Origin of the sequence: Streptomyces sp. ICBB 8177, from assembly GCF_003144095.1 — a bacterium.
In the GTDB taxonomy this organism is placed as follows: Bacteria; Actinomycetota; Actinomycetes; order Streptomycetales; family Streptomycetaceae; genus Streptantibioticus_D.
On sequence record NZ_NSKH01000024.1, the window covers coordinates 189360 to 214987 of the forward strand.

A 25628-nucleotide genomic window follows, 5' to 3' on the forward strand; every position below is an offset into this window, starting at 1 on the left:
ACGGTTGGCGACTGGATCCCGCAACGTGCCGTAGACCCTCAAGTGGATGGAGTGGCAGGGAACTTACCGCCGATTGTCAGTGGCGCCCTCTACCCTCTTCATCACGCGTACGGCTCTACCCGAGCCGCGCGCCGAAACGCTGCCCGCGGCAGGGCTTCCTTCGGCGTGCCCACGCGAGACGAGGACAGGGGGTCCACCTATGAAGATCACTCCTTCCGCGCGTGTGCTGCGCATGCTCGGTGAGATCGAGTTCGACGAGTGGCAGTGCATCGCGGAGCTGATCGACAACGCCTTCGACGACTTCACGGAGATCCATCGATCCGGGACCCCCTGGGCAGGCGGGTATCGCGTCAGCGTCGAGCTCCCCGACTCCGCGCAGGGCCAGCTCGTGATCACCGACACCGGTCGCGGCATGACGTACGACCGGCTGGAGCGGGCCGTGCGGGCCGGCTGGTCGGGTAACGACATGCACGACAAGCTCGGCCTCTTCGGCATGGGGTTCAACGTCTCGACGGCGCGGCTCGGCAAGCGCACGCGCGTCCTCACCACGCGCCAGGGCGACACCGAGTGGATCGGTGTGGAGATCGACCTGGACCGCATCGGGGACGACTTCGAGGCCGAGGACATCACGGAGCCGAAGGCCGATCCCAACGAGCACGGCACGCGTATCGTCATCAGCCGCCTGCATCCCACGCGCGCTCGATGGCTGCAGAAGAACGGCTCGGCCCTGCGTAACATCCTGGGACAGGTCTACTCCTGGATCTTCCTGAACCGTCCGTTCGAGCTGTGGGTCGGCGGCTTCCAGGTGAAGCCTGTCCGGCACTGCCGTTGGGGAGACGACCGCTCGGTCCTCTACAACAACAAGGAGCGCATTCCCGCCTACATCGAGATCGACCAGAAGCTGGAGAACGGTCTCGCCTGTGGTGACTGCGGACAGTGGCAGCTCACTGATCGCGACGCCTGCGAGGACTGCGGGAGCGATCGGCTCACCGTTCGTGAGCGCCGGGTGCACGGGTGGCTCGGCATCCAGCGTTACATGCACAAGCACGATTATGGAATCGACTTCCTGCGCAACGGCCGCAAGATCCTCCGCTGGGACAAGCAGCTGTTCACCTGGCGCAACCCTGACGGAGCGGTGGGCAACGAGGAGCCGGAGTATCCGGTGGACCTCGCCCACCAGGGTGGCCGCATCATCGGGGAGATCCACCTCGACCACGTCCCGGTCACGTACCAGAAGGACGCCTTCGAGTACGGCGACCGCAGCTGGCGCTCGGCCGTCGAGATCGTAAGGGGGGTCGCGCCGCTGCTGCCCCAGCGCGCGGCGAACCTTGAGTACGAGGAGAACACCAGCCCGCTCGCGCTCCTCTTCAAGGGATACCGTCGCAACGACGCCGGTCTGCGGTACCTGGTCCCGGGAGACGGCCGCAAGCCGATCCACGACGACACCCGTCGGTGGGGACATGAGTTCCACCGGGGCAACCCCGACTACCAGACCGATGAGCGCTGGTGGCAGGCGGTCGTGGACCACGAGGCGACCAAGAGCAGGGGCAAGAACGCGAAGGCGGCCGCCGTCACCCCGGGAAAGCCCGACGAGGCGGCCGTGATGGAGGCGCTTGGTTTCGACGGCGCGGAGATCGGCAGTCCGAGTTCCCCCGCGACCGATCCGGACGAGACGAAGCCCGGTGCCCAGGCGCAGCCCCCGAAGGACGGCGAGTCCGCTCCCGCCGCGCCGACCCCGGAGAAGCGTAAGGAGACGCGGCAGGAACGCGTCACGCGCTACATGGAGAACTCGACCACCTATCCGTCCCTGAGCCGTTCCTTCGGCCACCCGCGCGTCGGCTTCGTCGAGGTCGAGGCGCGTCGGCTCACGGTGGGAAGCCTGACCGACGAGAACCTCCACCCCACTCCCGTCCTGCTGGACCAGCGCGGCGGCAACACTCTCGTGGCATTCCTCGACCTCGAGCATCCGATCTTCCAGAGGTTCGGAGCGGACCCGGCGGATCTGCTGCTCGCGGAGATCGCCGTGCTGCTCAGGGTGCAGACGAGTTCGGAGTGGAGCCACTCGGAGCTCATCGCGGCGATCCGGGCGGAGTCGCTGCCCGCCAGCGCTCTGGATGCCGAGATGATCAGTGCCGAGGCCAAGGAACTGCTGGCTGAGGTCCGTCGCCGGATGGCGTCCGAGCTGGACCGCGCCGGCGAGCCGGAGAAGGCGTTTCAGTTTCTCTCGCCCGATGAACTCACCCACACCGAGCACACCATGATCGCCAACGGCAAGGTCACCCGTACGACCGACCTCGGTGCGAGCGGTGAGTTCCTGCTGCATGTGCCCGCCCTTTTCCTGGTTCGTCTCGTCGAGTCGCTGCCGTCGCTGTTCATGGACAACCGCGTCTTCCAGGGTGTCTACGAGGGTGTCGCCTCCGCGTCCGCGCGGCGGCTCAGCCTCGCGCGCACGGTCGGTTACCTCTCCGATGTCGCGACGCAGGCGACCTACGCCGGGGCCAGCCTTCCGGACCAGCTGCTGCGGACGAGGCTGAGTATTCGTCTGCTGGCCGACGACCTCGCGGAGGAGAAGTGAGCGCCGTCTTCCTCTCGGCGGACGAGTTGCTGAGGGGAGGGCCAGCGGGTCTCACGCATGCCGTCGAACGGGCCCTCTGGTACCTCGGCTTCAACGACGTGCGTGTCATCGACGGCGCCGGCGACCAGGGCGCGGATCTCTTGGCGGTACGCGGTCGGGAGCAGTGGGTCTTCCAGTGCAAGTGGAAGGCTGGAGGGAAGGTCGACCGGAGCGGTGTCGACGACCTTGAGCGCGCGCGTACGCGCTACCGCGCGGACAAGGCCATCCTGGTCACCAACACCGACATCAACGCGGCGGCGGAGGCCCGCCGCGTGGCGCTCAACGGAGTCGGCGTGCCGATCACCGTCTGGCACGGGGCGACCCTGCGGTCGATCGGGGACCGCATGCCCGAGACCGTTCCCGCGAAGTACGCCCTGCGCCCGTACCAGGCCGAGGCGGCGGACGCGGTGGTCCGGGACCTCGACGCCAACAGCACCGCGCTGCTCGTCCTCGCGACGGGTCTGGGGAAGACGGTGGTGGGCGGGGAGATCATCAGCCGTCACCTCAAGACCAATCCGAACGCCAGGATTCTCGTCGTCGCGCACATGAAGGACCTCGTCGCGCAGCTCGAGAAGGCGATGTGGCGGCACATCCCCAAGTACGTTCCCACGCGCCTGCTCACGGGAGAAAGCCGACCCGAAAGCCTCGACGGAGTCGTGGTCGGAACGGTCGAGTCCGTTCTCAGTGCCGTACGCGTGGGCTACCGACCCGACCTCATCATGATCGATGAGACGCATCACGTGGCCGAGACCGGCAGGTTTGCGGAATTGCTCGACCTGTGTGGGAATGCTGAGCAGTTCGGCGTGACGGCGACACCCTGGCGCGGCGACAAGTTCGACATCACCTCCCGCTTCGGATATCCGAGCTTCAAGATGGGCATCGCGGAGGGTATGGCCGCCGGCTTCCTCTCCGCTGTCGACTACCGGCTGTACGTCGACAACGTCGACTGGAACGTCGTCCGGGACGCCAGCGTGCACGGTCAGTCGATCAAGGACCTCAACAAGTCCCTGTTCCTGCCGCAGCGCGACGAGGAGATCATCGAGCACTTCCGTGAGGCGTGGCGGACCACGACGGAACCGAGGGCCATCGTCTTCTGTCAGACCATCGAGCACGCCGAGCACATGGCCCGGTTGTTCGCCTCGTCCGACGCGGCGTGGGCCAACGCGTCCTTCCTGCACAGCGCACTCCCGCGGCAGCGACGCCAGGTCCTGCTGAACGAGTTCCGGCTCGGCCGGGTGCCGGTGATCACGTGTGTCGATGTCTTCAACGAGGGTGTCGACGTCCCGGACGTGAACCTCATCGCCTTCCTGCGGGTCACACACAGCCGGCGGATCTTCGTCCAGCAACTCGGCCGCGGACTCCGACTCAGCCCTGGCAAGGAGGCCCTGAGGGTCCTCGACTTCGTGACCGACATCCGCAGGGTGGCGGCGACCTTGGACCTCCGGCGATCGCTGGAGGCCCAGGAGAGCGAGCACCTGCGCGTACGAATGCCGCACGCCTCCCGTATCCAATTCAGCGACGAGACCGTCGGGTCGCTGATGGACCACTGGATCCAGGACGCGGCGGACCTTGAGACCAAGGCGGACGAGGTTCGCCTTCAGTTCCCTCTGACGACTGGAATCGAATGACCAAGTACGCGATCCCCTCGGACCTGGAAGAAGAGGTCGTGCGTCTCCTCTACAGGCGGGCCGCCGACCTCAACTGGACCTATCTCACGGACACCGAGCGCACCCGTCACTATCAGGCGTGGACCTCCGACCCCGAGGTGGGAGGACGGCTCCTCCCGTTCATCGGGAAGCCGGAGAACGTCCGGCCGTGGCTCAAGGACAGGCCCATGAAGGAGTACATCCGGGCGACTTACGGGGTGGGCAAGTGGGCTCCGCTCGTGGTCAAGCCGGCCACTCCGGTCAGCGCTCTCGTCGACAAGGCCCTCGGTCACGGCTGGAACGTCGACCTTGAGACGCTCGACATCAAGCCGCTTTGCGTGACGATTCGCCACGAGGAGGACGAGGAGATGGAGCGGCGCTTCGCCTGGGCGCCCATGCGCGACTTCAAGCATCTCGCGTGGGCGGCCATCGCGTCGCAGGCCGGCGGCGACCCCCTGCCGTGGGTCATCTGCACGGTGGACTCATTCGTTCGGAAGATCACCCCGGAGCAGAAGGCGACCAACGAGCGGATCGCGAAGCGGCTTGGTCTGATCAGCGCGCACGTCACCGATGGCTGAACGGGGCTCCGCCATGACGAGGGACGACGACTGGCTTCAAGCTGCTTTCGGTGCGCTTCCTGCCCGGTCACGTCGCATGATCGAGGATCGCGCCGACGGGAAGACCCTCGGAAGTATCGGGCAGGAGCATGAGGTGAGCCGCGAACGGGTCCGCCAGTTGCTCCTGAAGGCGCAGGAGCATCTCTGTCTTGTCGCCGACGCCTTCGTGGATGACTGGCGTGATCGGCTCACCACCCTCACCGAGCGCTCGGCCGTGCCCCAGTCCGAGGTGTCGGCGTTGTTGGGCGTACGTGACCAGGTGGCCGTGGAGCCTCTTGTCGAAGCGGTCGGGGCTGAGCACCCATTGACGTGGGCTGGTCGTCTGCGCGGCTGGTGGACCCGCAGCCCTGGCGCACTGGAAGTGCTGATTCGGCGAGGAGTGGAGGAGGCGCCGCTGCGTGGGGAGGACGTAGCGGTGACCTTCGCGGCTGCCGGAGTACCGGACGAGGTCCCCTTGCTGGATCTGCTCGGACATCCGGATAGCCCTCTGGTGCCTGGCTTCGGGGGAACTTGGCTGCGCCGTCGCGCCCGCGGAAGGGACGCGGCCTACCTCTTCCTCCTGGCGAATGGCGAACCCTGCCGCGCGGAGGAGTTGCTGGCGCCGACTGGGATCAGGCGGAAGTCCGCTGTCGCCGAGGCGCTCAGGCGGGACGAGAGGTTCGTGCAGCTCCGTCTGGAGGGTAAGTGGGCGCTGGCCGAATGGCCTCACCTGAATGTCACTCCGTACCCGAACGCCATGGAGGCCCTCGTCGCTGTGCTGACCGAACTGGGGCCGCTACCCAAGGACGCACTCTTCGTGAAGGTCGGCGAGCGCTACCCGGTGACCCTGTGGCGCCTGCACCAATGCCTGCTGGACGACAGGGTGGGCATCACGGAGGATGGCTTGATCGAGCTGGTCGCGCGAGGTGCTACCCCAATCGAGGAGAGCGAGCCGGCACGGCCGGCGAGGATGGCCGTCGATCCTGCGGGAAACGTCTTCGGCGTCCGACTCACGGTGGACAAGGACATCCTTCGGGGTAGCGGCGTCGTCGTCAGCAGCTGGCTCACATGGCAGCTCGGAATGCGACAGGCCCCTATGGTCAGGACCTTCTCCATCGCCGGTCACCCCACACCGATCGTCCTCAAGCGGGCGACGAGCGCGGCCCAGATCTCCAGCCTGCGGGTGCTGGTGAAGGAGAACGGAATGGTGGGCGGCTGCGAATTCGTCCTCTTCCTCCGCACGGACGACTCGACGGCCCGCATCGAGCACGCGTGCACCCAACACATCTGCCCTGCGGCGATCGGGTCTGCCAGGACAGATGTGAGACCGCCGGGCGACTCCGCTCTTGAGCTGTCGCCGTAGGAGTTCGGTGAACCCCTGACGAGGGGCCGCATGGGGCAACGGGAGAAACGATGTTGGCGGCCGTGCGGGTTAGGCTCTTCCTCTCGGGAGCCCGGGGGGTCGGGCTCCGCTGCAACAGGCTGTCAAACGTCCAGCGAGTTAGCGGACAGGATGGCACGGACCGGGTCTGGCTGGCACTGAGGCAGTCGACGGGACTCACCCTGGGAGCCATCTGGGAGCCGACCCGCTCCCCCGAGCCCCCTCTAAGCCACGTGGCACCAACCGATGCCACCCTTCCGACCTGCGGAAACGCCATCGAAGCTGGCAGGCTCACCAACCGAACCTCATTCGGGACGAAGAGGCCGTGGGTTCAAATCCCGCCACCCCGACCAGTGAAACACCGCATCAGGGCCACATACCCACGTGGGTATGTGGCCCTGATCCGTTCTGCGTGACCCATGGAGTGACGACCCAACCACCGGCCGACCCCGACGATCTCCTCGATGGATCGGGGGAGCTCCCGCGGGAGACTCACGAGGCCCAGAACGCGTCCTCGGCTTCCTGATCAGCCTGGTACTCCCGGAACTCGACGGCCCGTCCGCCGACCACACGCCACACATGGACCTCCGATGCGGACCAGGACTCACCGTGCCGCTCGGCTGACACCTTGCTGAGGACGACGACGCGTTCCCCGGCGGCGAGGATCTCCTCGGCTTCGACCTTGAGGGTCCCGCCGGAGAGCTCCTGGCAGAGGCCGAAGAACTTCAGGACCTCGTCAGGGCCGTGATAGTCGCCGGACAAGGGGCTCCGGCCAGGGACGTGCCAGGTGATGTCGGAGTCGAAGACCTGCAGGACGGCCGACAGGTCACCCGCAGCGAAGGCGCGATACCCCTCGCCGATCAGTTCCGCGTTCGATGGGGTCTGCATGGTGGTTCCTCGCCTTTCAGCGTCTGGATGTCAGGTGGCCTTCAAACCCACGCGGGGAGGCGCGACGACGGCCGCCCCGCGGACGGGACGGAGTCCCGCGAGGTGCCCACGTCAGGCAGACTGCTCGCAGCGCTCGACGAACGTGTGGAGTCTCTCGGCGAACCGTTCGGGATGGACGAGGTGGACGAAATGCCCCTCGCCGAGCCAGGTCTCGTATTCCGCATCCGGGAGCCGTTCGAGCCGTGCGCGTTCTCCGTCGGTTACGGGCCGTCCGAAGACGGCGAGGCACGGGGCCTCGATGCCGCGCGTCGCGCCGTCGATCCACGCCTGCAGGTCGGCCGGTTCGGTGTCCAGGACCCGGGCCCAGTAGCCGAGCACCACGTCCTGCCGGACCTCGTGGGTGGCCAGCACCAGAGCGCGGGTCGGCTCCGGAATGCGATCGAGCCCGAGGCTGTCCTCGAACTTCCGCCACACCTGCTCGAAGGCCGGCCCACGCAGCATCGGCGCGATCTGATGGAGCATCTGCGCGAACGGGAGAACCTCGGTCGCCTGGTCGACCATGACCACACCTCGCACGGGATGGGCGGAGGCGTAGAGCGCCGCGAGACCAGCCGACATGGAGTGGCCCACGACGACAGGGCGCTCGACGCTCAGCGAGTCCAGCAGCCGGTGGAGCTGGTGAGCGACGTCTTCCAGGTCCGTGGGCTCGCCCCCACTGTCGCCGTGGGCCGGCAGGTCGACCGCGATGCTGGTGACCGCACCGTCCAGTCGCTGGGTGATCGGACGCCAGGTGCGGCGATCGAAGGTGAGCCCGTGCAGAAAGACGACCGGCGTGCCGCTTCCCTCCATGTCGTAGGCCAAGCTGGGCGCCGGGGCATTCGCGGTTGCCATGGGCGCACCTCCTTGGAGAGGGTCCGCTACAGCAACAAGGTAACGCGGTTGCCCAGTGGGCGCCGCTGGTCTCAGTGAACAACCGTTCCGGGAATGTGGTGCCGCCGCGTCGAGTCGGTCGCCTGCCCCGCACGCGTCAGCGTCACCGAGAACGACCGTTCACCGGCTGACGTCCCAGCCGACACGGGCCGGGTGCGCCGACCCTCACCGCCGCGCACGTTCGGTCCCCGTGGGATGCGGCGGCCGGGATGTCGGCGCACGCTGTAGGCAGTTTCCCACCGCGGACCTCACAGGACCGACGGGTTCCCATGAAGGAGGGGAGATCGCCGTGCGCACCCTGATGACCGTTCAGATCGACTCGGCAGCCGGAAGCCGCGCCGTCGAATCCGGCGCGATGCAGCAGACCCTGGAACACCTGGTGCAGCAGATTGAGCCCGAGGCGGCCTTCTTCTCCCCGGTCGACGGCTTGCGAACCGCCTTCTTCCTCTTCGACCTCAAGGACCCCTCCGACCTTCCCCGTCTGGTGGAACCAGCCTTCCGCGACTTCAACGCCCGGGTGCACCTCACGCCAGCGATGAATCTCGACGACCTCAGGGCCGGCATGCAGAAGCTCGGGAAGGCCTAGCTTCGCGAACGGTTCGTCCGGATGACATCGAGTCGGCGGGTGGCCGTGTCCGGGGGACGAGGCCCGCGAGCGTGCCAATCCGTCAGGGGGTCCGGCGGTCCGGTTGAAGCGGTGACCGACGGAATCGGCGGACGACATGCCGCTGTGACGTGGCGCGAGGCCATGGTGATCGTGGCGGCGGCCCACCAACCGCCGTACAACTGTCGGATGCCACCGAACGCCCTGCGCCTCCGCTACCGCGCCGCTTGCGCCGCCGTGCCCACCTACCCGGAGATCGGCGCCACCCGGTCGGCCTCACTGCCGCCGGGCTACGCGTGGCTCCGGCGCCGCGTCCACCTCGGTCACGGGGTCGCGGTGCTGGAGCGCGCCGGGGCGTACGTGCTCGGATGGGGCACCCAGTTGGGCTCGGGGTTCGGGGTCCACCCGCCGCCTGCCCGGGTCGCGGCCGGGGCGACCGCGCTGCTGCGGATCGGCCTGCCCGGGCTGCGGGCGGCCCGGCTGGTGATCCCGTGCCGGGTGGTGTGGACCGTCGAGGAGCCCGACCGCATCGGCTTCGCCTACGGCACGCTGCCCGGGCATCCGGAGTGCGGCGAGGAGTCCTTCGTGGTGAGCATGGACGCGGACGGCGAGGTGTGGTTCGAGGTGACCGCCTTCTCCCGGCCGGCGGCCTGGTACGCGCGACTCGGCCGACCGGTGGCGGCGGTGCTGCAACACCTGGCGGTCGAACGGTACTTGCGGGTGGTGGCACGGGCGGCGGCGTCGAGCTGAGGACTTCGGTCGACCGCCGCTCCTTCGTGCCCGCCTCCCGGTGGCGGTCCGCGTGGTGCGGTCAGTGGTGGATCACGCGGCCGCGGTGGAAGTGGCCGCCGACGTCCTCGAACGCCAAGTCCAGTCCCACACCGTCTCGTTCGGCGTGCAGGTGCAGGTGGGGCTCGGTGGTGTTGCCCGAGTTGCCGACCTCGCCGACGAGTTGGCCCGCCCGGACCGTCTGGCCGGTGGTGACCGCCACGCTGCCGGGCCGCAGGTGGGCCATCTTGACGATCTCGTGGCCGGTGTCGATGAAGACGTGGTTGCCGTACAGCGGTCCGAAGCGGATGCGGCCGGGCTCCTGGTCGGGCAGCCCGTCGGCGGCGGAGACCACGGTGCCGTCGCAGGGGGCGTACAGCTTCGCGCCGTAGATGACGTACGACTCCGGTCCGCCGCCCGAACGCCCGTCGCCGTCAAGCCCGTTGACGAGCCTGTGCGGACGCCTGCTGCCGTGCGCCGGGTCCACCGCGACGATGTCGAGCGCCCCGCGCTGCTCGCGAAAGGCGACGTGGTGGTTGAGGCCCTTGCCGCCGCCCTGCGCCACGTACCACGTGCCGCCCTTGAGCGGGAAGCACAGCGGCGTGCCCCAGCGGTGCCCGCGCTGCCTGGCCAGCGACCAGACGACGCCCACGCAGAGGGTCACCGCGACGCACAGGCCCGGCAGCGAGTGACCGGACGGCAGGTGCGCCGCCCGCCATCCGGAGGCCAACGCGGCCGCCAGGCCGGCCCGGAGGGACCAGCGGACGGTACGGCGCATCGCCGCGGGCTCCCCGTAGCCCTCGAACACCACGTAGCCGGTGACCGAAGCGACCAGGTCGGTGAGCCAGGACGATCCCGTGCCCTCCGTCCAGCAGCACCACAGACCCCAGGCGAGCCCTGCGCCCCAGATCGCCATGCCCAGCGACACCCGGATGCCGGGCGGCACGCGGAACGCGGAGTGCCTGTAGGGATCGCCGTCGATGAGCAGTCCGGTCAGCACGCCGTCGTCGCCGGTCACCGCCCACCCCAGCGACTGCCCGCTCTCGCCTCGGATCACCAGGCCGTCCGGCCCCTCTTCGACGGCGGTGATCGCGCCGGTGCGCTCGCGGGTGGCGGCGACGATCGCCTCCAGGCGCTCGCGTCCCACCTTGCGCACGACGCGCGGTGCGAGGCGTTCCCACTCGTCCGGGTCCGCGGTCAGGAAGCGGTGGAGCGCGGCGGCCGGTGACGCGGCGCCATCGTGCCGGTACGGGTCCTGCATGTGTCCCCCCTCAGGTACCGGTGCGCGGCCGCGGTCGCGAGCCACCGGTCGGCGGGCGGCCCTGCGGGGCCGCGCTCGCCGTCGGGGAGGACGGTGGGGTCCGTACGAGGGTTGCGTGGCGGGCGGTGCCTGTGGCCGTGGTCACCTCGTCGGCGCGCGGGCCTCAGGCCGGCGTCCGATCGGCCTGGTGGGTCCCGGAGTCGCCCGGTCAGGGCCCCCGTCGCCGCAGCCAGCGGGTCGCTGCCTCGACCCGGCCGTGGGCGCCGAGCTTCGGGTAGGCGTGTTCCAGGTGCTTGTCGACGGTGCGGGGGCTGACGCCCAGGCGGTGGCTGATCTGCCGGTCGGTCAGCCCCCGCGCCAGCAGGTCGAGCACCGCCGCCTCGCGCGGGGTGACCCCGTCCGCCGCGTCACGCGGGGGCGTCGCCGGGCCCGCTTGCGTCGAGAGGCGGACCAGCGCGTGGCTGAGGCGGCTGCGCAGCAGGGCGGCCGCCTCCAGATCGGCGTCGTCGAAGTCGCGCGTGGAGCGGTTCACCGCGACGCAGACGCTGCGCGGCCCCCGCGGTCCGCGCCCGGCCGGGAACGCCATCGCCAACTGGTACTCGGCGCCGATCGGCCGGTACACCTCCGCGTACGCGTCCAGCCGCCGGGTGGCGGCCCGCGTCTGGAGGTCGGAGCGCCGCATCGGGACGCCCGATCCCACGGTGGTGTGCGCGACGAGCGGATCACGGGCCCGGTGCGCGGCGAAGGCGGCCAGTTCCTCCGGGGAGAGAAGGTGCTCCGGCAGACTCACCAACGGCGCCCCGGGAACGAACGGCCGCACGGACCACACCAGGCTGTCCCCGGGCACGGTGCGCAGCAGCAACGGCAGCAGCGCCGGGAGGAGCGTCTCCTCGTCGACGGCGTCTATCAGGAGGTCGACGACCGCGAGGATGCGACGCAGCCCGGCCTCCCCGGGCGCGGCGGTCACCCTTCAAGCTTCCGCCCGCCCCGCCCGGGCGGTCAAGCCCCGCCGGGGGCTACCTGCTCACCTCGTAGACCCTGTTGACCGGGGACTCCGCGGCCAGCCGCCAGTGCGTCAGACCCGCGCGGCCTGCCAGCTCGCGCATGGCGTCCTCGCCCGCGTGGTTGCCCATCGCGCTGGGCCCGTGCTGGGCGAGGGCGGCGGGCAGGCACAGGGCGACGGAGGCGTTGACGATGGCCCGGCGGATGGGGTGGCCGTTCTCCCGTACGTCGTCCGAGACGTTGGGCTCGACGATCATGCAGCTCCCGTCGGCCGCCAGCGTCTCCCCGACGTGCCGCAGGGCCTCGCCCGGGTCGCCCATGTCGTGCAGGCAGTCGAAGAAGGTGACCAGGTCGTAGTCCTCGCCGGGGAAGTCCTGCGCCGTCGCCACGTCGAACTCCACCCGGTCCGCCAGCCCCTCCCGTACCGCGATCCCCCGGGCCGACTCGACGGAGGGGCGGTGGAAGTCGAAGCCGTGGAAGGAGGACGCGGGGTACTCGCGCGCCATCAGCATCGTCGAGTACCCGTATCCGCAGCCCACGTCGGCCACCTTGGCGCCGTCGGCCAGCCTGCGCCCGCCGTCCTCCAGCGCGGGCAGCCACTCGGGCACCAGCGCCGCGGTGTAGCCGGGCCGGAAGAACTTGGCGGTGCCCGCGAACAGAGCCGGGCCGTGTGCCTCCCAGCCCACGCCGTCGCCGGTGCGGAACGCCTCCAGCAGCGCGTCCTCGGTGCCGTACAGCGCCTGCAGCATGGTGAAGAACCCGGCCGCGTAGGTGGGCACGCTCGCGTCGGCGAGCACGGCGGCGTGCTCGTCCGGCAGCGTGTAGGTGTCGTCCTCGGCGTCGTACGTGACGTACTCGCCGGCCACCTGCGCCGCCAGCCATTCGCGTACGTAACGCTCCATCAGGCCCGCGCGGTCGGCGAGTTGGGCCGAGGTCAGCGGGCCCGCTCCGGCCATCGCGGTGTAGAGCCCGAGCCGGTCGCCGATCGACGTGCACAGCCCCGACATCGCGGCGGCCCCGTCGGTGACCACCTGCTCCAGGAACTCCATCACCTTGTCTTCGTCCACGTGCCGCTCGGGCGCCGGCGTCCGCGTCGCCATGGCGGTCCACCTCCCGGTGGTCGGGTCGTGCCCCTCCGCTCCAACGGCTTCCACTCCAGCAGGGCGCGGGGCGCGGGGCCATACGGGGTTTCCCGTACAGCGTGGGGCGGGGCGGCGCGTCGAGACTGGGGGTACGGAACAGGACCCGGGAGGTCCATCATGCGCAAGACGATCGACTGCCGTGACTATCCCAGCGAGGTCAACTGCTCGCTGGCCATCTCCGGTGAGGAGGACGAGGTGGTGCGCGCCGCCGCGGAGCACGCCGCCTCCGTCCACAGCGAGCAGGACACCCCCGCCCTGCGCGAGGGCATCCGCTCGATGCTCAAGGACGAGGCGCCCCAGCACGTGTGACCCGGCACCTGTGACCCGGCACGGGTGATCCGGGGCGCGTGCTCCGGGACGAATGATCCGGCACGGGTGATCCGGCACGGGTGATCCGGGGCGCGTGCTCCGGCACGGGTGACTCGGCGTGTGTGCTCCGGCACGGGTGATCCGGCCGCTTCGGCCTGTCCGGCGGGTGCGGGCCGCCCGCTCGGCCACGTCTGACCCGACGCAGCCTGCCCCGCTCGCGGCGGATCGGGTTTGATGGACGGTATGAGTGATGTCTTGGCCGGCATGCCGGAGTGGGAGAAGCGGTTCCGGGCGCCGCGGGTGGGGCTACCGGAGTGGGCGCAGGACGCCCCTGACCGTTCGTTGTTCGTCTCCAACGCCACGGGGACGTACGAGCTGTACGCCTGGGACCGCGCGACCGGCGCGCGACGGCAGGTGACCGACCGGCCGAACGGCACGACCGACGGCACGCTGACGCCGGACGGCGAGTGGGTGTGGTGGTTCTCCGACACCGACGGCGACGAGTTCGGCGTGTGGATGCGCCAGTCGTTCCACGGGGGCGAGGACGTCCCGGCCGCGCCCGGGGTGGCCGCCGCCTACCCCGCGGGCGTCGCGCTGGGCCGCGACGGGCTCGCGGTGGTCGGCTGCTCGACGGACGACGAGGGCACCACGGTGTACGTGCTGCGGCCGGGCGCCGAGCCGGTGGAGATCTACCGCCACGAGCAGTCCGCGGGCGTCGGCGACCTCAGCGAGGACGGCACGCTGCTGGTGATCGAGCACACCGAGCACGGCGACGCGATGCACAGCGCGCTGCGCGTGGTCGACCTCGACGGCCGCACGGTCGCCGAGCTGGACGACACCGAGGGCGGCACCCGCGAACTCGGCCTGGAGTGCCTGGGGTTCGCCCCGGTCGCCGGGGACACCCGGCTGCTCGTCGGCCACCAGCGGCGCGGGCGCTGGGAGCCCGCGCTGTGGGACGTGGCGAGCGGCGCGCTGACGGAACTGGCGATCGACCTGCCCGGCGACATCAGCGCCGACTGGTACCCGGACGGCTCGGCCCTGCTGGTCGAGCACACCTACCGGGGCCGCAGCGAGCTGTGGCGCCACGAGCTGGCGACCGGCGCGCTCACCCGCATCCCCACCGACCCCGGCACCATCGGCGGCGCCACCGCCCGCCCGGACGGCACGGTGGAGTTCCTGTGGTCGTCGGCCGCGCTGCCGCCGCAGGTGCGCTCCGACCGGGGCGGCCTCGTGCTGGAGGCGCCGGGCTTCACCGCTCCGGCGTCGGTTCCGGTCGAGGACGTCTGGGTGGAAGGTCCGGGCGGCCCGGTGCACGCGCTGGTGCAGCGGCCCGAGGGCGAGGGCCCGTTCCCGACCGTCTTCGACATCCACGGCGGCCCCGCCTGGCACGACAGCGACGCCTTCGCGGCGGCCCCGGCGGCCTGGATCGACCACGGCTACGCGGTGGTGCGCGTCAACTACCGCGGCTCCACCGGTTACGGGCGCGAGTGGACGGACGCGCTGAAGATCCGCGTGGGCCTGATCGAGCTGGAGGACATCGCGGCGGTACGCGCCTGGGCGGTGGACAGCGGGCTCGCCGACCCGTCGCGGCTGGTGCTGTCCGGCGGTTCGTGGGGCGGCTACCTGACGCTGCTGGGTCTGGGCACCCAGCCGGAGGCGTGGTCGGTGGGGCTCGCGGCGGTGCCGGTGGCGGACTACCTGGCCAGCTACGAGGACGAGATGGAGCCGTTGAAGGCGCTGGACCGCACGATGTTCGGCGGCTCCCCGCAGGAGGTGCCCGAGCGCTACACCGCGTCGTCGCCGATCACCTACGTGGAGGCCGTGCGGGCGCCGGTCTTCATCTCGGCCGGCACCAACGACCCGCGCTGCCCGATACGGCAGATCGACAACTACGTGGGGCGGCTGGCGGAGCTGGGCAGGACCCACGAGGTCTACCGCTACGACGCCGGGCACGGCTCGCTCGTCGTCGAGGAACGGATCAAGCAGCTGCGGCTGGAGCTGGCGTTCGCCGAGAAGCACCTGGGCGGCGCCCCGGGCTCCGGCGAACGGCCCCCGCTGAGCGGCGTGGGCTCGGCACCGCAGTCCTGACGCGGGTGGCTCAAGGGGTGGCGGGGTGCGAGGCGGCGGCGTCCGCCTCCGCCTCGTCGCCCGCCTCCGCCCCGTCGTCCGCGCCCGCCTCGTCGGTCGGATCGCCGTCCGGCTTCGGCTCCGTGTCGTCCTCGTCCGGGATCAGGCCCAGCGCCCGGTCCCGGACGACCTCCGCCTCACGGCGGGCCAGCCGGACCCAGATGAAGACCACGAAGCCCGCGAAGACGAACCACTCGCCGGTGTAGCCGAGGTTCTGGAACGCCTGCATGTCGAGCCCGGTGTTGGGCGGCGCGGCGGGCGGCACCGCCTTCATCGGCGCCGCGGCGTCGACCAGCGTGATCCACCCGTTGTAGACCGGGTACGGCACCAGGTTGACCAGCGAGGCGGCGCTGATCATGCCGACCTGTCCGGCGGGCAGCCCGCCGTCGGAGTCCACCCCGTCGTCGCCCGGTGCCTCCGAGGCCTGGAGGGTGCCGGTGACGGTGACCTGCCCCGCGGGGGGCGCCGGAACGTGTCCGGGGTGGTCGGCGTCGCCGGGCAGCCAGCCGCGCACCACGGGCAGCGTGCCGCCGTCGGTGCGCAGCAGCCCGAGCACGTAGAAGCCGCTCCGGTTGTCGACGTAGCGGTCCGGCACGAGGTACTGGTGGGCGAGGTCGTAGTGCCCGGTCACGGTGACGTTCCGCCCCGAGGTGGCCTGGTCGACCGGGGTCTTCACGGTCGGCAGGGCCCGGTTCAGCGGGATGGCGGGGGCGGTGCCGGGGCGCGGTGCGTGCTCGGCGGTGCGGTGCTGGGCGACGCGGGCGTCGAACCGGCTCAGCTGCCAGGTCCCCATGAAGACGCAGAAGGGGATGGCGAGGAGCGAGACAAGGGTGATCCCGAGCCAGCGGGGGGTCAGCAGGAACCGGTACACGTCTCAACGGTAAGGGGGCACGGCAGGCCGCCCGGACCCGCCCCCCGGCTCCCGGCTACGGGACGGGCAGCGCCTCGGTGCGGTAGACGGTCCCGGCGCAGGCCGAGGGCAGGGTGACGGCGGGGGCGGGGCCGCCCTGGGTGGTCACGTCGGTCAGCGCGACGCCCTCGCCGGACGGTGTGCTGGTGGGCGCCGCACCCCCGCCGGCGTCCCCCGTGCCGTCGCCGGGGGCCGCGCCGGTGCCGTCGCCCGAGCCGCCGGACGCGCCGCCCGATCCGTCCGCGCCGCCCGAGGCGGGGGGCGGGTCGGTGGCGCAGCCCGAGGTGCCGCCGCCGGGGGCGGGGACGAAGGCGAAGCGGACCTGGTAGGCCTGGCCGGGCGGCACCACCACGGAGTCCGGCTCGGTCGCCGGGTCTGGCAGCGCGGTCGCCGGATCGCCCTCGGTGTGCTGGACGACCTGGATCCTGGAGGCGTCGGCCGCGCCCTGGGCGGTGACCGACAGGGTGCCGCCGTCGCTCACCGTGCAGCTGGTGTGCGAGACGTTGACGACGCGGAACGAGCCGTAGACGCGGCCCTGCTGGTCGGGGGCGGCGGCCTGCGCGGTGCCGTCGCCGAGCTGGGTGCGCGAGCAGGCGGGCGAGGTGACGAAGGTGGCCGTGGGCAGCGCCGCGCCGGACGGGCTGTCGGAGGCGCCGGGCGACGGTGAGCCGCCGGCGGAGCCCGAGGGGGACGCGGCCGGCCCGGCGGTGACGGTCGCGGGAACGCCGGGCAGGCCGCCGTCGGCGTCCGGGGTGCCGCCACCGTCCACACCGGGGCTGCTGCCGTCGCCCTGGGCACCGGAGGCGCGCGCGACGCCCGCGTTGTCCATGCCGCCGCCGGAGGTGACGTGCAGCAGCGCGGGCACGGCGGCGCCGACCAGCAGCACGCTCGCCGCGGCGCCCACCACGGCCTGCCGCCGTCTCGCCCGCCGCGCGGGCACGCCACGGCGCAGCCGCTCCAGCGCCTCGGGGCACGGGTCGACGTCGCGCACGGCGTCGCGCATCAGGCGGCGCAGCTCGTCCTCCCCGAAGGGCGCGCCGAGGGCGTCACCGCAGGGCGACTCGTCGCGCGGGGCTCGGGCGCCGTGGCCGGAGCCGTCGGGGCCGCTGCCCTCGTAGCCGGAGTCGTCGTGGGCGCGGTCGCCGTGCGCGGCTCTGTCGCGCGGGGTGTCGTCTTCCGCCATGCCTTCCTGGCCGAAGGGGTCTGTGGTCATGCCGGGGTCTCCATGGCGACACGGAGGGCCGCGATGCCGCGGGACCCGTACGCCTTGACGGAGCCTACGGATATGCCCAGCGTCTCGGCCACCTGAGCCTCGGTCATGTCGGCGAAGTACCGCAGCACCAGCACCTCGCGCTGGCGCCGTTGCAGGCCGCGCATCGAGCGGATGAGCTGGTCGCGTTCCAGCTGCTCGTAGGCGCCCTCCTCGGCGCTGGCCATGTCCGGCATCGGCTTGGACAGCAGCTTCAGGCCCAGGATGCGGCGGCGCAGCGCGGAGCGGGAGAGGTTGACGACCGTCTGGCGCAGGTAGGCGAGGGTCTTCTCGGGCTCGCGGACCCGGCCGCGGGCGGAGTGCACCCGGATGAACGCCTCCTGGACGACGTCCTCGCAGGAGGCGGTGTCGTCCAGCAGCAGCGCGGCGAGGCCGAGCAGCGAACGGTAGTGGGCGCGGTAGGTCTCGGTGAGGTGGTCGACCGTGGTGCCCGCGGTCATCGCGTCGTCAGCGCCCGCCGCGGTGGCACTCACCGGGGCGTCCGCCGGCGCGTGCGCGACCGGCCAGGGCGCGATCACCGGCAGACCGCCCGAGGGACGGGACGCACGCAACGGCGCGGGAGCGCTCCCCGCCCGTCCCAGCGGCGCCGTGAAGGGCGTTGCCATGCCGAGTGCCTCTGCCACGACTGTTGGACTCCCGCCCACCCGCAAGGGTTGTACGAGATCCGCATGCGAACCAACTCATCCCCACTGCCCCGGTCTGCGCCGACAACCCGATACGCCCCCGTTACCGCCGATACGAGGCCGCCGGTACGAAAAAACACGCTCCCCGCCCAACTGCCGTGGCAGCAGGGCGGGGAGCGTCATTGTCGAACGTCCGAGCGGTCCGCTTCAAGCGGTACAGACCACAGACTTCGTCACAAGTCCTTCACAAGACCGGTCGTCCGGCAGGGCTTTCAGGCGCCGGTCAGTTCGGCGGCGACCAGCTCGGCGATTTGAGCGGTGTTCAGCGCGGCCCCCTTGCGGAGGTTGTCGCCGCACAGGAACAGCTCCAGCGCGTACGGGTCGTCGAGCGACCGGCGGACCCGGCCGACCCAGGTCGGGTCGGTGCCCACCGCGTCGGCGGGGGTGGGGAACTCGCCCTCGGCCGGGTTGTCGCAGACCACGACGCCCGGCGCGCTGCCCAGGATCTCGTGCGCCCGGGCCACCGACACCTCGTTCTCGAACCGCGCGTGGACGGTGAGCGAGTGCGTGGTGATGACGGGGACGCGCACACAGGTCGCGTTGACCCGCAGGTCGGGCAGGCCGAGGATCTTGCGGGACTCGTTGCGGACCTTCAGCTCCTCGCTGGACCAGCCCTCGTCCTTCAGCGAGCCCGCCCACGGCACCACGTTGAGCGCCAGCGGCGCCGGGAACGGGCCGAAGTCACCGACGGCGCGCCGCACGTCGCCGGGCTGGGTGCCCAGGGAGGTGCCGCCCACCTTGGCGATCTGCTCGCGCAGGGTGTCGATGCCGGGCTGGCCCGCGCCGGACGCCGCCTGGTAGGAGGAGACGACCAGCTCGGACAGGCCGAACTCGGCGTGCAGCGCGCCCAGCGCCACGATCATCGACAGCGTGGTGCAGTTGGGGTTGGAGATGATGCCGCGCGGACGCACCCGCGCCGCGTGCGCGTTGACCTCCGGGACCACCAGCGGCACGTCGTCGTCCATGCGGAACGCGCCGGAGTTGTCCACCGCCACCGCGCCCTTGGAGGCCGCGATCGGCGCCCACTGCGCGGAGACCTCGTCCGGCACGTCGAACATCGCGACGTCGACGCCCTCGAACGCCTCCTCGCTCAGCGCGACGACCTCGACCTCCTCGCCGCGCACGACGAGCCTGCGCCCGGCGGAGCGCGGGGAGGCGATCAGCCGGATCTCGCCCCAGACGTCCTCGCGCGAGGAGAGGATGCCCAGCATCACGGTCCCGACCGCGCCGGTGGCACCGACGACGGCCAAAGTGGGCTTCGGCACGGAGTGCCGTCCGTCAGGGGTGGCGGCCGGGTGACGGGTGGGCTTCCTGCCCTTGGGGAACGCGGTCATCGGCCCGTCCCTCCGTAGACCACGGCCTCGTCGCTCTCGGTGTCGAGACCGAAGGCCGTGTGGACGGCGCGGACCGCCTCGTTGACGTCGTCGGCGCGGGTGACCACCGAGATGCGGATCTCGGAGGTGGAGATCAGCTCGATGTTGACGCCCGCGTTGGACAGCGCCTCGAAGAACGTCGCGGTGACGCCGGGGTTGGTCTTCATGCCGGCGCCGACCAGCGAGATCTTGGCGATCTGGTCGTCGTAGCGCAGCGAGTCGAAGCCGACCTGGGGGCGGGTGCGCTCCAGGGCCTGGACCGCCTTGCGGCCGTCGGTCTTCGGCAGGGTGAAGGAGATGTCGGTCAGACCGGTCGAGGCGGCCGACACGTTCTGCACGACCATGTCGATGTTGATCTGCGCGTCGGCGATCGCGCGGAAGATCGTCGCGGCCTCGCCCGGCTTGTCCGGTACGCCGACGACCGTGACCTTCGCCTCGGACGTGTCGTGCGCGACCCCCGAAATGATCGCCTGCTCCATCGGGTGGCCCCCTAGCGGTTCGTTGCTGACCCAGGTCCCGCGCAGTCCGGAGAAGGACGAGCGCACGTGGATCGGGATGTTGTATCGGCGCGCGTATTCCACGCAGCGGTGCAGCAGCACCTTGGATCCGGACGAGGCCAGCTCCAGCATGTCCTCGAAGGAGATCCAGTCGATCTTGCGGGCCTTCTTCACCACCCGCGGGTCGGCGGTGAAGACGCCGTCGACGTCCGTGTAGATCTCGCACACCTCGGCGTCGAGCGCGGCGGCCAGCGCCACGGCCGTGGTGTCCGAGCCGCCCCGGCCGAGCGTGGTGATGTCCTTCTTGTCGTGGGACACCCCCTGGAAACCGGCGACGATGGCGATGTTGCCCTCGTCCAGCGCGGTGCGGATGCGGCCCGGTGTGACGTCGATGATCCGGGCCTTGTTGTGGACCGAGTCGGTGATGACCCCGGCCTGGCTCCCGGTGAAGGACTGCGCCTCGTGACCGAGGTTTTTGATCGCCATCGCCAGCAGGGCCATGGAGATCCGCTCTCCGGCGGTCAGCAGCATGTCGAACTCGCGTCCGGCAGGGATCGGAGATACCTGCTGGGCGAGATCGATCAACTCGTCCGTCGTGTCACCCATCGCCGACACCACGACGACCACCTGGTGGCCGCTCTTCTTGGCATCGACGATCCGCTTGGCGACGCGCTTGATGCCCTCGGCATCCGCAACGGATGAGCCGCCGTACTTCTGCACGACAAGGCCCACGTGCGCTCCTCGCAACTGTGTTTTCTGGGGCATTCCCCCAGACCCCCGCGAGGGGGAATGCGTTCGGCTCAGTCTAACGAGCGGGCGCGATCCGCCCCGGGCGTATCACATCGTGAGACTTGCCGCTCACTACATGATCACACCGGCGCGGGCGCGCACCGCTCGGCCGCTTCAGCTGCGGAGCATGCCCGCTCCTCGCGACGGCACACGGAGACGTAAGACAGGTCACACGGGTGGGCGACGCGCTGTCCCCGTCACACGCCCGGGCGGACGCGTCACGTGCGTGGGCGACGCTTCACGCGCGTGGGCGGCGCGTCACACACGTGGGCGGCGCAGGCCCAGCGGTTCGGCGATCTCGGCGGCCATCACCCGGCCCGCCTCCTCCGCCAGCGTCTCGTCGCCGGCCGAAGCGTCGGTGTCGGTGTCCAGGCCGTCCAGCTCGTCCAGCGGCGAGTCCAGCCGTACGTGCGCCACGAGCGACTGGAGCGCCCGCAGCGAGGCGCTGGCGGTCGGGCCCCAGTTGGACAGGTAGGAGAACTGCCACCACCACAGCGCCTCGCTGACCCGGCCCTCCCGGTAGTGGGCGAGGCCGTGCGACAGGTCGGTCACCACGTCCGCGAGGTCGTCGGAGATCCGGCAGGCCACCGGCATGCTGCGCGGCACGTACGGGTCGAAGACCTCGGAGTAGACGTCGATCGGCTCCAGCAGGCGGGCGAGGTTCTCCCGCAGCTGGTCGGCGTCCGGCTCCGGACCCGCGTCGGGCTCGTAGCGCTCGTCCGGGACGATGTCCTCGTGCGCGCCGAGCCGGCCGCCCGCCAGCATCAGCTGGGAGACCTCCAGCAACAGGAACGGCACCGCGCTGTCGGGCTCGTCGCCCTTGGCGACCTCCCGAACGGCCACGATGAAGCTCTCGATCTGGTCGGCGATCTGCACCGCGAAGTCGTCCGGGGCGCCGGAGCCGGCCCGTCCGCGCGAGGCGGCGTGCGCGGCGGCCGGGCGGCCGGAACCCGCGCTCGGCGCGGCGTGTGCCGTGACGCGCGCCGTGTCGTTCGTCTTGCCGTTCGACTTGTCGTTCGCCGACGTGGCAGTCGTGGCGGGCGTCGGCCGGGGCTCGCCCGGGGCGTTGCCGCGGGCCGCTGTGTCAGACATCGAGCAGTCGTCTCCCTTCGAAGGCGCGTCCGAGCGTGACCTCGTCGGCGTACTCCAGGTCGCCCCCCACGGGCAGCCCGCTGGCCAGCCGCGTCACCTTCAGGCCCATGGGCTTCACCATGCGCGCGAGGTAGGTCGCGGTGGCCTCTCCCTCCAGATTGGGGTCCGTGGCCAGGATCAGCTCGGTGACCGTGCCGTCAGCGAGCCTGGCCAGCAGTTCCCGTATCCGCAGATCGTCCGGGCCGACGCCCTCGATCGGGCTGATCGCCCCGCCCAGCACGTGGTAGCGGCCCCGGAACTCCCGGGTCCGCTCCACCGCCACGACGTCCTTCGGCTCCTCGACGACGCAGATCACCGAGGGGTCGCGGCGCGGGTCCTGGCAGACCCGGCACTGCTCGTCCTGCGCCACGTTGCCGCAGACACCGCAGAACCGCACCTTCTCCTTGACCTCGGCGAGCGCGTGCGCCAACCGCCGGACGTCGGCCGGGTCGGCCTGGAGGATGTGGAAGGCGATCCGCTGCGCGCTCTTGGGCCCGACGCCGGGCAGCCTGCCCAGTTCGTCGATGAGGTCCTGGACCACGCCTTCGTACACGAAAACGCCTTCTCTCTGTGCCTTCTGCGGTTCTGCGGTTCAGCTCGACGGGCTTCGGTCGTTGTCGGCCCGGGTCAGAACGGCAGGCCGGGGATGCCGCCCCCGCCGCCCAGACCCTGGGCCAGCGGGCCGAGCTTCTGCTGCTGGAGCGCCTGCGCCGCCGCGTTGCCGTCGCGCACCGCGGCGAGGATCAGGTCGGCCAGCGTCTCGGTGTCGTCCGGGTCCACCGCGTCGGGCGCGATCACCAGGCCGACCAGCTCGCCCGCCCCGCTGACGGTGGCCTTCACCAGCCCGCCGCCCGCGGTGCCCTCGACCTTCGCCTCGGCCAGCTCGGCCTGGGCGTCGGCGAGATCCTGCTGCATCTTCTGGGCCTGCTTGAGCAGCTGCTGCATGTTGGGCTGACCACCACCGGGGATCACGGGTTCGCTCCTGCCGTACGACAACGTTCCAACGTATGCGGTAGGGCGAGCCTACGTGCTCCAACGGCGGAGCGCGCTACGCCGTGCGGAGGATCCAGCGCGGCGGAACGCGCGCCGTGCGCCCGCCCTTTCACCACCACTACCAGGAGTACGCCGACGGCATGGCGGCAGGGTCATCCCTTCGTCAACTTTCCCTTACCGACTGATGACGTTGACCGGCCGGCGGCTGATGGCGTTGACCGGGCGGGCACCGGCCGAGGGGTCGGCCGGGCGGGCGGGGCCCGGCCAGGGGTCACTCGTTGACGATCTCCTCGATCACCGTGGCGCCGAGCTCGCGGACGATCAGGTCGTGGCCGGTGAGCGCGGTGTCGTCGAGGTCGGGGTCGTCCTCCTCCGGGATGTCGTCCTCGATCGAGACGACCGGGGGCGGCTCCGGCGCGGAGGGCGCCGCGGAGCGCGACGGCTCGGGCCCGGACGACGGCTGCTGCGGCGGCTGCGGTCCCCGGGGCGGCCCGCTCGGGCCGGACTGCGCCGGGGGCGCGGACGGCGCGAAGGAGGCGGAAGGGGCGGCGCCGGCCGGTCCCGCGGCGGACGGGCGCGACGGGCCGGGGAAGCCTCCGCCCTGCGGCCCGGAGGACCCGGACGGCCCGAAGCCTCCCTGGCCTCCCCCTCCCCCGCTGCCGCCAGACGGGTCGACCAGCGCCTCGATCTTCCACTCGACGTGCAGCAGGTCGTTGACCGCCTGGCGCAGGACGTCCTCGCTGCCGCCGCTGACGAAGCTGTCGCGGGCACCCGGGTTGGCGAACCCGAGCTGGAGCGTCGTCCCGTCGAACCCGACGACCTGCGCGTTCTGGCTCAGCAGGATCCAGGTGAAGCGGCGGCGGTTCTTGACCGCTTCGAGGATGTCGGGCCACATCTGGCGCACCCGGGACGGATCGCCCGCGACAGCCCCGGCACCGCTCGGGGCAGGCGCCTGCCCGGACGCGGCCGTCGCGGGGGCGGGCGCCTGCGCGGGCGCCGCCGGGGACGACGGCGGCGCGGCCGGGGACGACGGCGGGGTGGCGGTGGGCCAGGCCCCCGGCGCGGGGCTCGGGGCGCCCCCGGAACCGGGCCGCGCGGCGGTCGGCCAGGCCCCGGGGACCCGGGCGGCGGAAGCGGCCGGGGCGTCCGCCGACGCCGTTGCGGCGGGAGCCGGAGGAGTGGGAGGAGCGTCGGCCGCCGGGACCGGGGCGGCCGGGGCGGCGGGCACGGCGGGCGCGGGAGGCGTGGCGGGGGCGGGCACCTGGCCCGGGCCGCCCGGAGCGGGCCGCACCGCCGCCCGGGCCTCCGCGGGGCCGTTCACCGAACCGGTCGCCTGCGCGCCGCCGCCCGGCTCGGGCGCGTAACCCGTGGGCGCCGCGAGTCCACCCGCCAGGGCCTGCCGCTCCAGCCGGTCCAGCCGGGCGGCGACGGCGCGTTCGTCGCCGTAGGCGGCGGGCAGCAGCACGCGGGCGCAGATCAGCTCCAGTTGGAGGCGCGGCGAGGTGGCACCGCGCATCTCGGTCAGACCGGCGTTGACCAGGTCCGCGGCGCGGCTCAGCTCGGCGGCGCCGAAGACCGAGGCCTGGGCCGCCATCCGCTCGACCACGTCGGCCGGGGCGTCTATCAACCCCTTCTCACCCGCGTCCGGGACGGCGGCCAGGATGACCAGGTCACGCAGCCGCTCCAGCAGGTCGGCGACGAAACGGCGCGGGTCGTGGCCGCCCTCGATGACGCGGTCGACGACCTCGAAGGCCGCCGCGCCGTCACCCGCGGCGAAGGCGTCCACCACGTCGTCCAGCAGCGCGCCGTCGGTGTAGCCGAGCAGCGCGGTGGCCATCGCGTACGTCACGCCGGACTCGCCCGCGCCGGCGAGCAGCTGGTCCATCACCGACATCGAGTCACGGACCGAGCCCGCACCGGCCCGGACGACCAGCGGGTACACGCCGTCCTCGACCGCGATGGCCTCCCGGGCGCAGACCTCGGCCAGGTAGTCGCGCAGCGTGCCCGGCGGGACCAGGCGGAACGGGTAGTGGTGGGTGCGCGACCGGATCGTGCCGATGACCTTCTCCGGCTCGGTGGTCGCGAAGATGAACTTCAGGTGCTCCGGCGGCTCCTCGACGACCTTCAGCAGGGCGTTGAAGCCCGCCGAGGTGACCATGTGGGCCTCGTCGATGATGTAGATCTTGTACCGGCTGGACGCGGGCCCGAAGAAGGCCTTCTCCCGCAGGTCGCGCGCGTCGTCCACGCCGCCGTGCGACGCGGCGTCGATCTCGATGACGTCGATCGAGCCCGGCCCGTTGCGCGCCAGGTCGCGGCAGGAACGGCACTCGCCGCACGGCGTCGGCGTGGGCCCCTGCTCGCAGTTCAGGCACCGGGCGAGGATCCGCGCGCTGGTCGTCTTGCCGCAGCCGCGCGGACCGCTGAACAGGTACGCGTGGTTGACCCGGTTGTTGCGCAGCGCCTGCGACAACGGGTCGGTGACGTGCTCCTGCCCGATGACCTCGGCGAAGGACTCGGGACGGTAGCGGCGGTACAGAGCGAGAGACACGCTTACGACGATATCGGGGCCCACCGACAACCGGCGCCGTCCGAGGCGGCCACCCGTCCGGCCCGGGCCCGCTCCCCGTGCCGGACGCCCTGCCCTCACTCGGACGAGTGGTTGTTTGTATGACCATTGGCGACACGGAGTAAGCATCCGTGACCATGGGTAGCTG

22 protein-coding genes are annotated in these 25628 nt (G+C 71.5%); 8 read left to right on the forward strand and 14 right to left on the reverse strand.

Translation table 11 applies throughout. The features are described 5' to 3' along the window. The first annotated feature begins 46 nt into the window (after positions 1–46). Genes CK485_RS27115 through CK485_RS27130 form a run of 4 tightly spaced genes read left to right on the forward strand, consistent with a single transcriptional unit; the run spans position 47 to position 6219 of the window. Positions 47–2575 carry an ATP-binding protein gene (locus CK485_RS27115; protein ID WP_241968637.1) on the forward strand — a complete coding sequence of 843 codons (2529 nt, stop codon included), beginning with the start codon at positions 47–49 and terminating at the stop codon, positions 2573–2575. Further along, on the forward strand, positions 2572–4242 hold the full coding sequence (locus CK485_RS27120; RefSeq protein ID WP_109454572.1) for a DEAD/DEAH box helicase family protein: 1671 nt from the start codon (positions 2572–2574) through the stop codon (positions 4240–4242). The genes CK485_RS27115 and CK485_RS27120 overlap by 4 nt, the downstream gene beginning before the upstream one ends. Beyond that, on the forward strand, positions 4239–4838 hold the full coding sequence (locus tag CK485_RS27125; protein WP_109454573.1) for a hypothetical protein: 600 nt from the start codon (positions 4239–4241) through the stop codon (positions 4836–4838). The genes CK485_RS27120 and CK485_RS27125 overlap by 4 nt, the downstream gene beginning before the upstream one ends. Positions 4839–4851: 13 nt before the next feature. Then, on the forward strand, positions 4852–6219 hold the full coding sequence (locus CK485_RS27130) for a sigma factor-like helix-turn-helix DNA-binding protein (protein WP_158288255.1): 1368 nt from the start codon (positions 4852–4854) through the stop codon (positions 6217–6219). Between the two features lie 510 nt (positions 6220–6729). Here CK485_RS27130 and CK485_RS27135 read toward each other — a convergent pair. Both CK485_RS27135 and CK485_RS27140 read right to left on the reverse strand, forming a co-directional pair. Continuing rightward, complete coding sequence (locus tag CK485_RS27135) at positions 6730–7125, reverse strand: nuclear transport factor 2 family protein (protein WP_109454575.1); 396 nt, start codon at positions 7123–7125, stop codon at positions 6730–6732. Positions 7126–7236: 111 nt separating this feature from the next. Beyond that, entirely contained in the window at positions 7237–8016 is a 780-nt protein-coding gene (locus tag CK485_RS27140; RefSeq protein ID WP_109454576.1) for an alpha/beta hydrolase, read from the reverse strand. 328 nt (positions 8017–8344) lie between these two features. Between CK485_RS27140 and CK485_RS27145 the strand changes: the two genes are divergently transcribed. Continuing rightward, positions 8345–8641 (forward strand): hypothetical protein, encoded by a 297-nt coding sequence (locus CK485_RS27145; RefSeq protein ID WP_109454577.1) that lies wholly within the window; start codon positions 8345–8347, stop codon positions 8639–8641. Positions 8642–8848: 207 nt separating this feature from the next. Beyond that, on the forward strand, positions 8849–9409 hold the full coding sequence (locus tag CK485_RS27150) for a DUF1990 domain-containing protein (RefSeq protein ID WP_109454786.1): 561 nt from the start codon (positions 8849–8851) through the stop codon (positions 9407–9409). A 61-nt stretch (positions 9410–9470) separates the two neighbouring features. Here the strand turns inward: CK485_RS27150 and CK485_RS29910 are convergent, their stop codons facing one another. The 3 genes from CK485_RS29910 to CK485_RS27165 all read right to left on the reverse strand — a co-directional run bounded on the left by CK485_RS29910 (position 9471) and on the right by CK485_RS27165 (position 12790). Continuing rightward, complete coding sequence (locus tag CK485_RS29910; protein WP_109454578.1) at positions 9471–10688, reverse strand: M23 family metallopeptidase; 1218 nt, start codon at positions 10686–10688, stop codon at positions 9471–9473. A 208-nt stretch (positions 10689–10896) separates the two neighbouring features. After that, positions 10897–11655, reverse strand: a complete 759-nt coding sequence (locus CK485_RS27160) for a helix-turn-helix transcriptional regulator (RefSeq protein ID WP_109454579.1) — start codon at positions 11653–11655, stop codon at positions 10897–10899. Positions 11656–11704: 49 nt separating this feature from the next. After that, the gene (locus CK485_RS27165; RefSeq protein WP_109454580.1) at positions 11705–12790 is read right to left on the reverse strand and encodes a class I SAM-dependent methyltransferase; all 1086 of its coding nucleotides are present in this window, start codon (positions 12788–12790) and stop codon (positions 11705–11707) included. A gap of 159 nt (positions 12791–12949) precedes the next feature. On the opposite strand from CK485_RS27165, the gene CK485_RS27170 reads away from it, so the two are divergent. Then, on the forward strand, positions 12950–13141 hold the full coding sequence (locus CK485_RS27170; RefSeq protein ID WP_109454581.1) for a DUF1059 domain-containing protein: 192 nt from the start codon (positions 12950–12952) through the stop codon (positions 13139–13141). A gap of 243 nt (positions 13142–13384) precedes the next feature. Further along, positions 13385–15229 (forward strand): prolyl oligopeptidase family serine peptidase, encoded by a 1845-nt coding sequence (locus tag CK485_RS27175; protein ID WP_109454582.1) that lies wholly within the window; start codon positions 13385–13387, stop codon positions 15227–15229. A gap of 10 nt (positions 15230–15239) precedes the next feature. On the opposite strand, the gene CK485_RS27180 is transcribed toward CK485_RS27175, so the two are convergent. From CK485_RS27180 to CK485_RS27220, 9 genes are all read right to left on the reverse strand, one after another. Continuing rightward, on the reverse strand, positions 15240–16139 hold the full coding sequence (locus CK485_RS27180) for an SURF1 family protein (protein WP_109454583.1): 900 nt from the start codon (positions 16137–16139) through the stop codon (positions 15240–15242). A 55-nt stretch (positions 16140–16194) separates the two neighbouring features. After that, on the reverse strand, positions 16195–17391 hold the full coding sequence (locus CK485_RS27185) for a hypothetical protein (protein ID WP_109454584.1): 1197 nt from the start codon (positions 17389–17391) through the stop codon (positions 16195–16197). Beyond that, entirely contained in the window at positions 17388–18053 is a 666-nt protein-coding gene (locus CK485_RS27190; RefSeq protein ID WP_241968638.1) for a SigE family RNA polymerase sigma factor, read from the reverse strand. The genes CK485_RS27185 and CK485_RS27190 overlap by 4 nt, the downstream gene beginning before the upstream one ends. A gap of 290 nt (positions 18054–18343) precedes the next feature. After that, positions 18344–19465 (reverse strand): aspartate-semialdehyde dehydrogenase, encoded by a 1122-nt coding sequence (locus CK485_RS27195; RefSeq protein ID WP_109454585.1) that lies wholly within the window; start codon positions 19463–19465, stop codon positions 18344–18346. Further along, on the reverse strand, positions 19462–20733 hold the full coding sequence (locus tag CK485_RS27200; protein WP_109454586.1) for an aspartate kinase: 1272 nt from the start codon (positions 20731–20733) through the stop codon (positions 19462–19464). The genes CK485_RS27195 and CK485_RS27200 overlap by 4 nt, the downstream gene beginning before the upstream one ends. Positions 20734–21048: 315 nt before the next feature. Continuing rightward, positions 21049–21882 (reverse strand): DUF5063 domain-containing protein, encoded by an 834-nt coding sequence (locus tag CK485_RS27205; protein WP_342673506.1) that lies wholly within the window; start codon positions 21880–21882, stop codon positions 21049–21051. Next, entirely contained in the window at positions 21875–22474 is a 600-nt protein-coding gene (gene recR / locus CK485_RS27210) for a recombination mediator RecR (RefSeq protein WP_109454587.1), read from the reverse strand. Before recR ends, CK485_RS27205 begins: the two co-directional genes overlap by 8 nt. Positions 22475–22548: 74 nt before the next feature. Then, positions 22549–22893, reverse strand: a complete 345-nt coding sequence (locus tag CK485_RS27215) for a YbaB/EbfC family nucleoid-associated protein (RefSeq protein ID WP_109454588.1) — start codon at positions 22891–22893, stop codon at positions 22549–22551. Positions 22894–23185: 292 nt separating this feature from the next. Then, the gene (locus CK485_RS27220; RefSeq protein WP_109454589.1) at positions 23186–25462 is read right to left on the reverse strand and encodes a DNA polymerase III subunit gamma and tau; all 2277 of its coding nucleotides are present in this window, start codon (positions 25460–25462) and stop codon (positions 23186–23188) included. Positions 25463–25628: the final 166 nt, after the last annotated feature.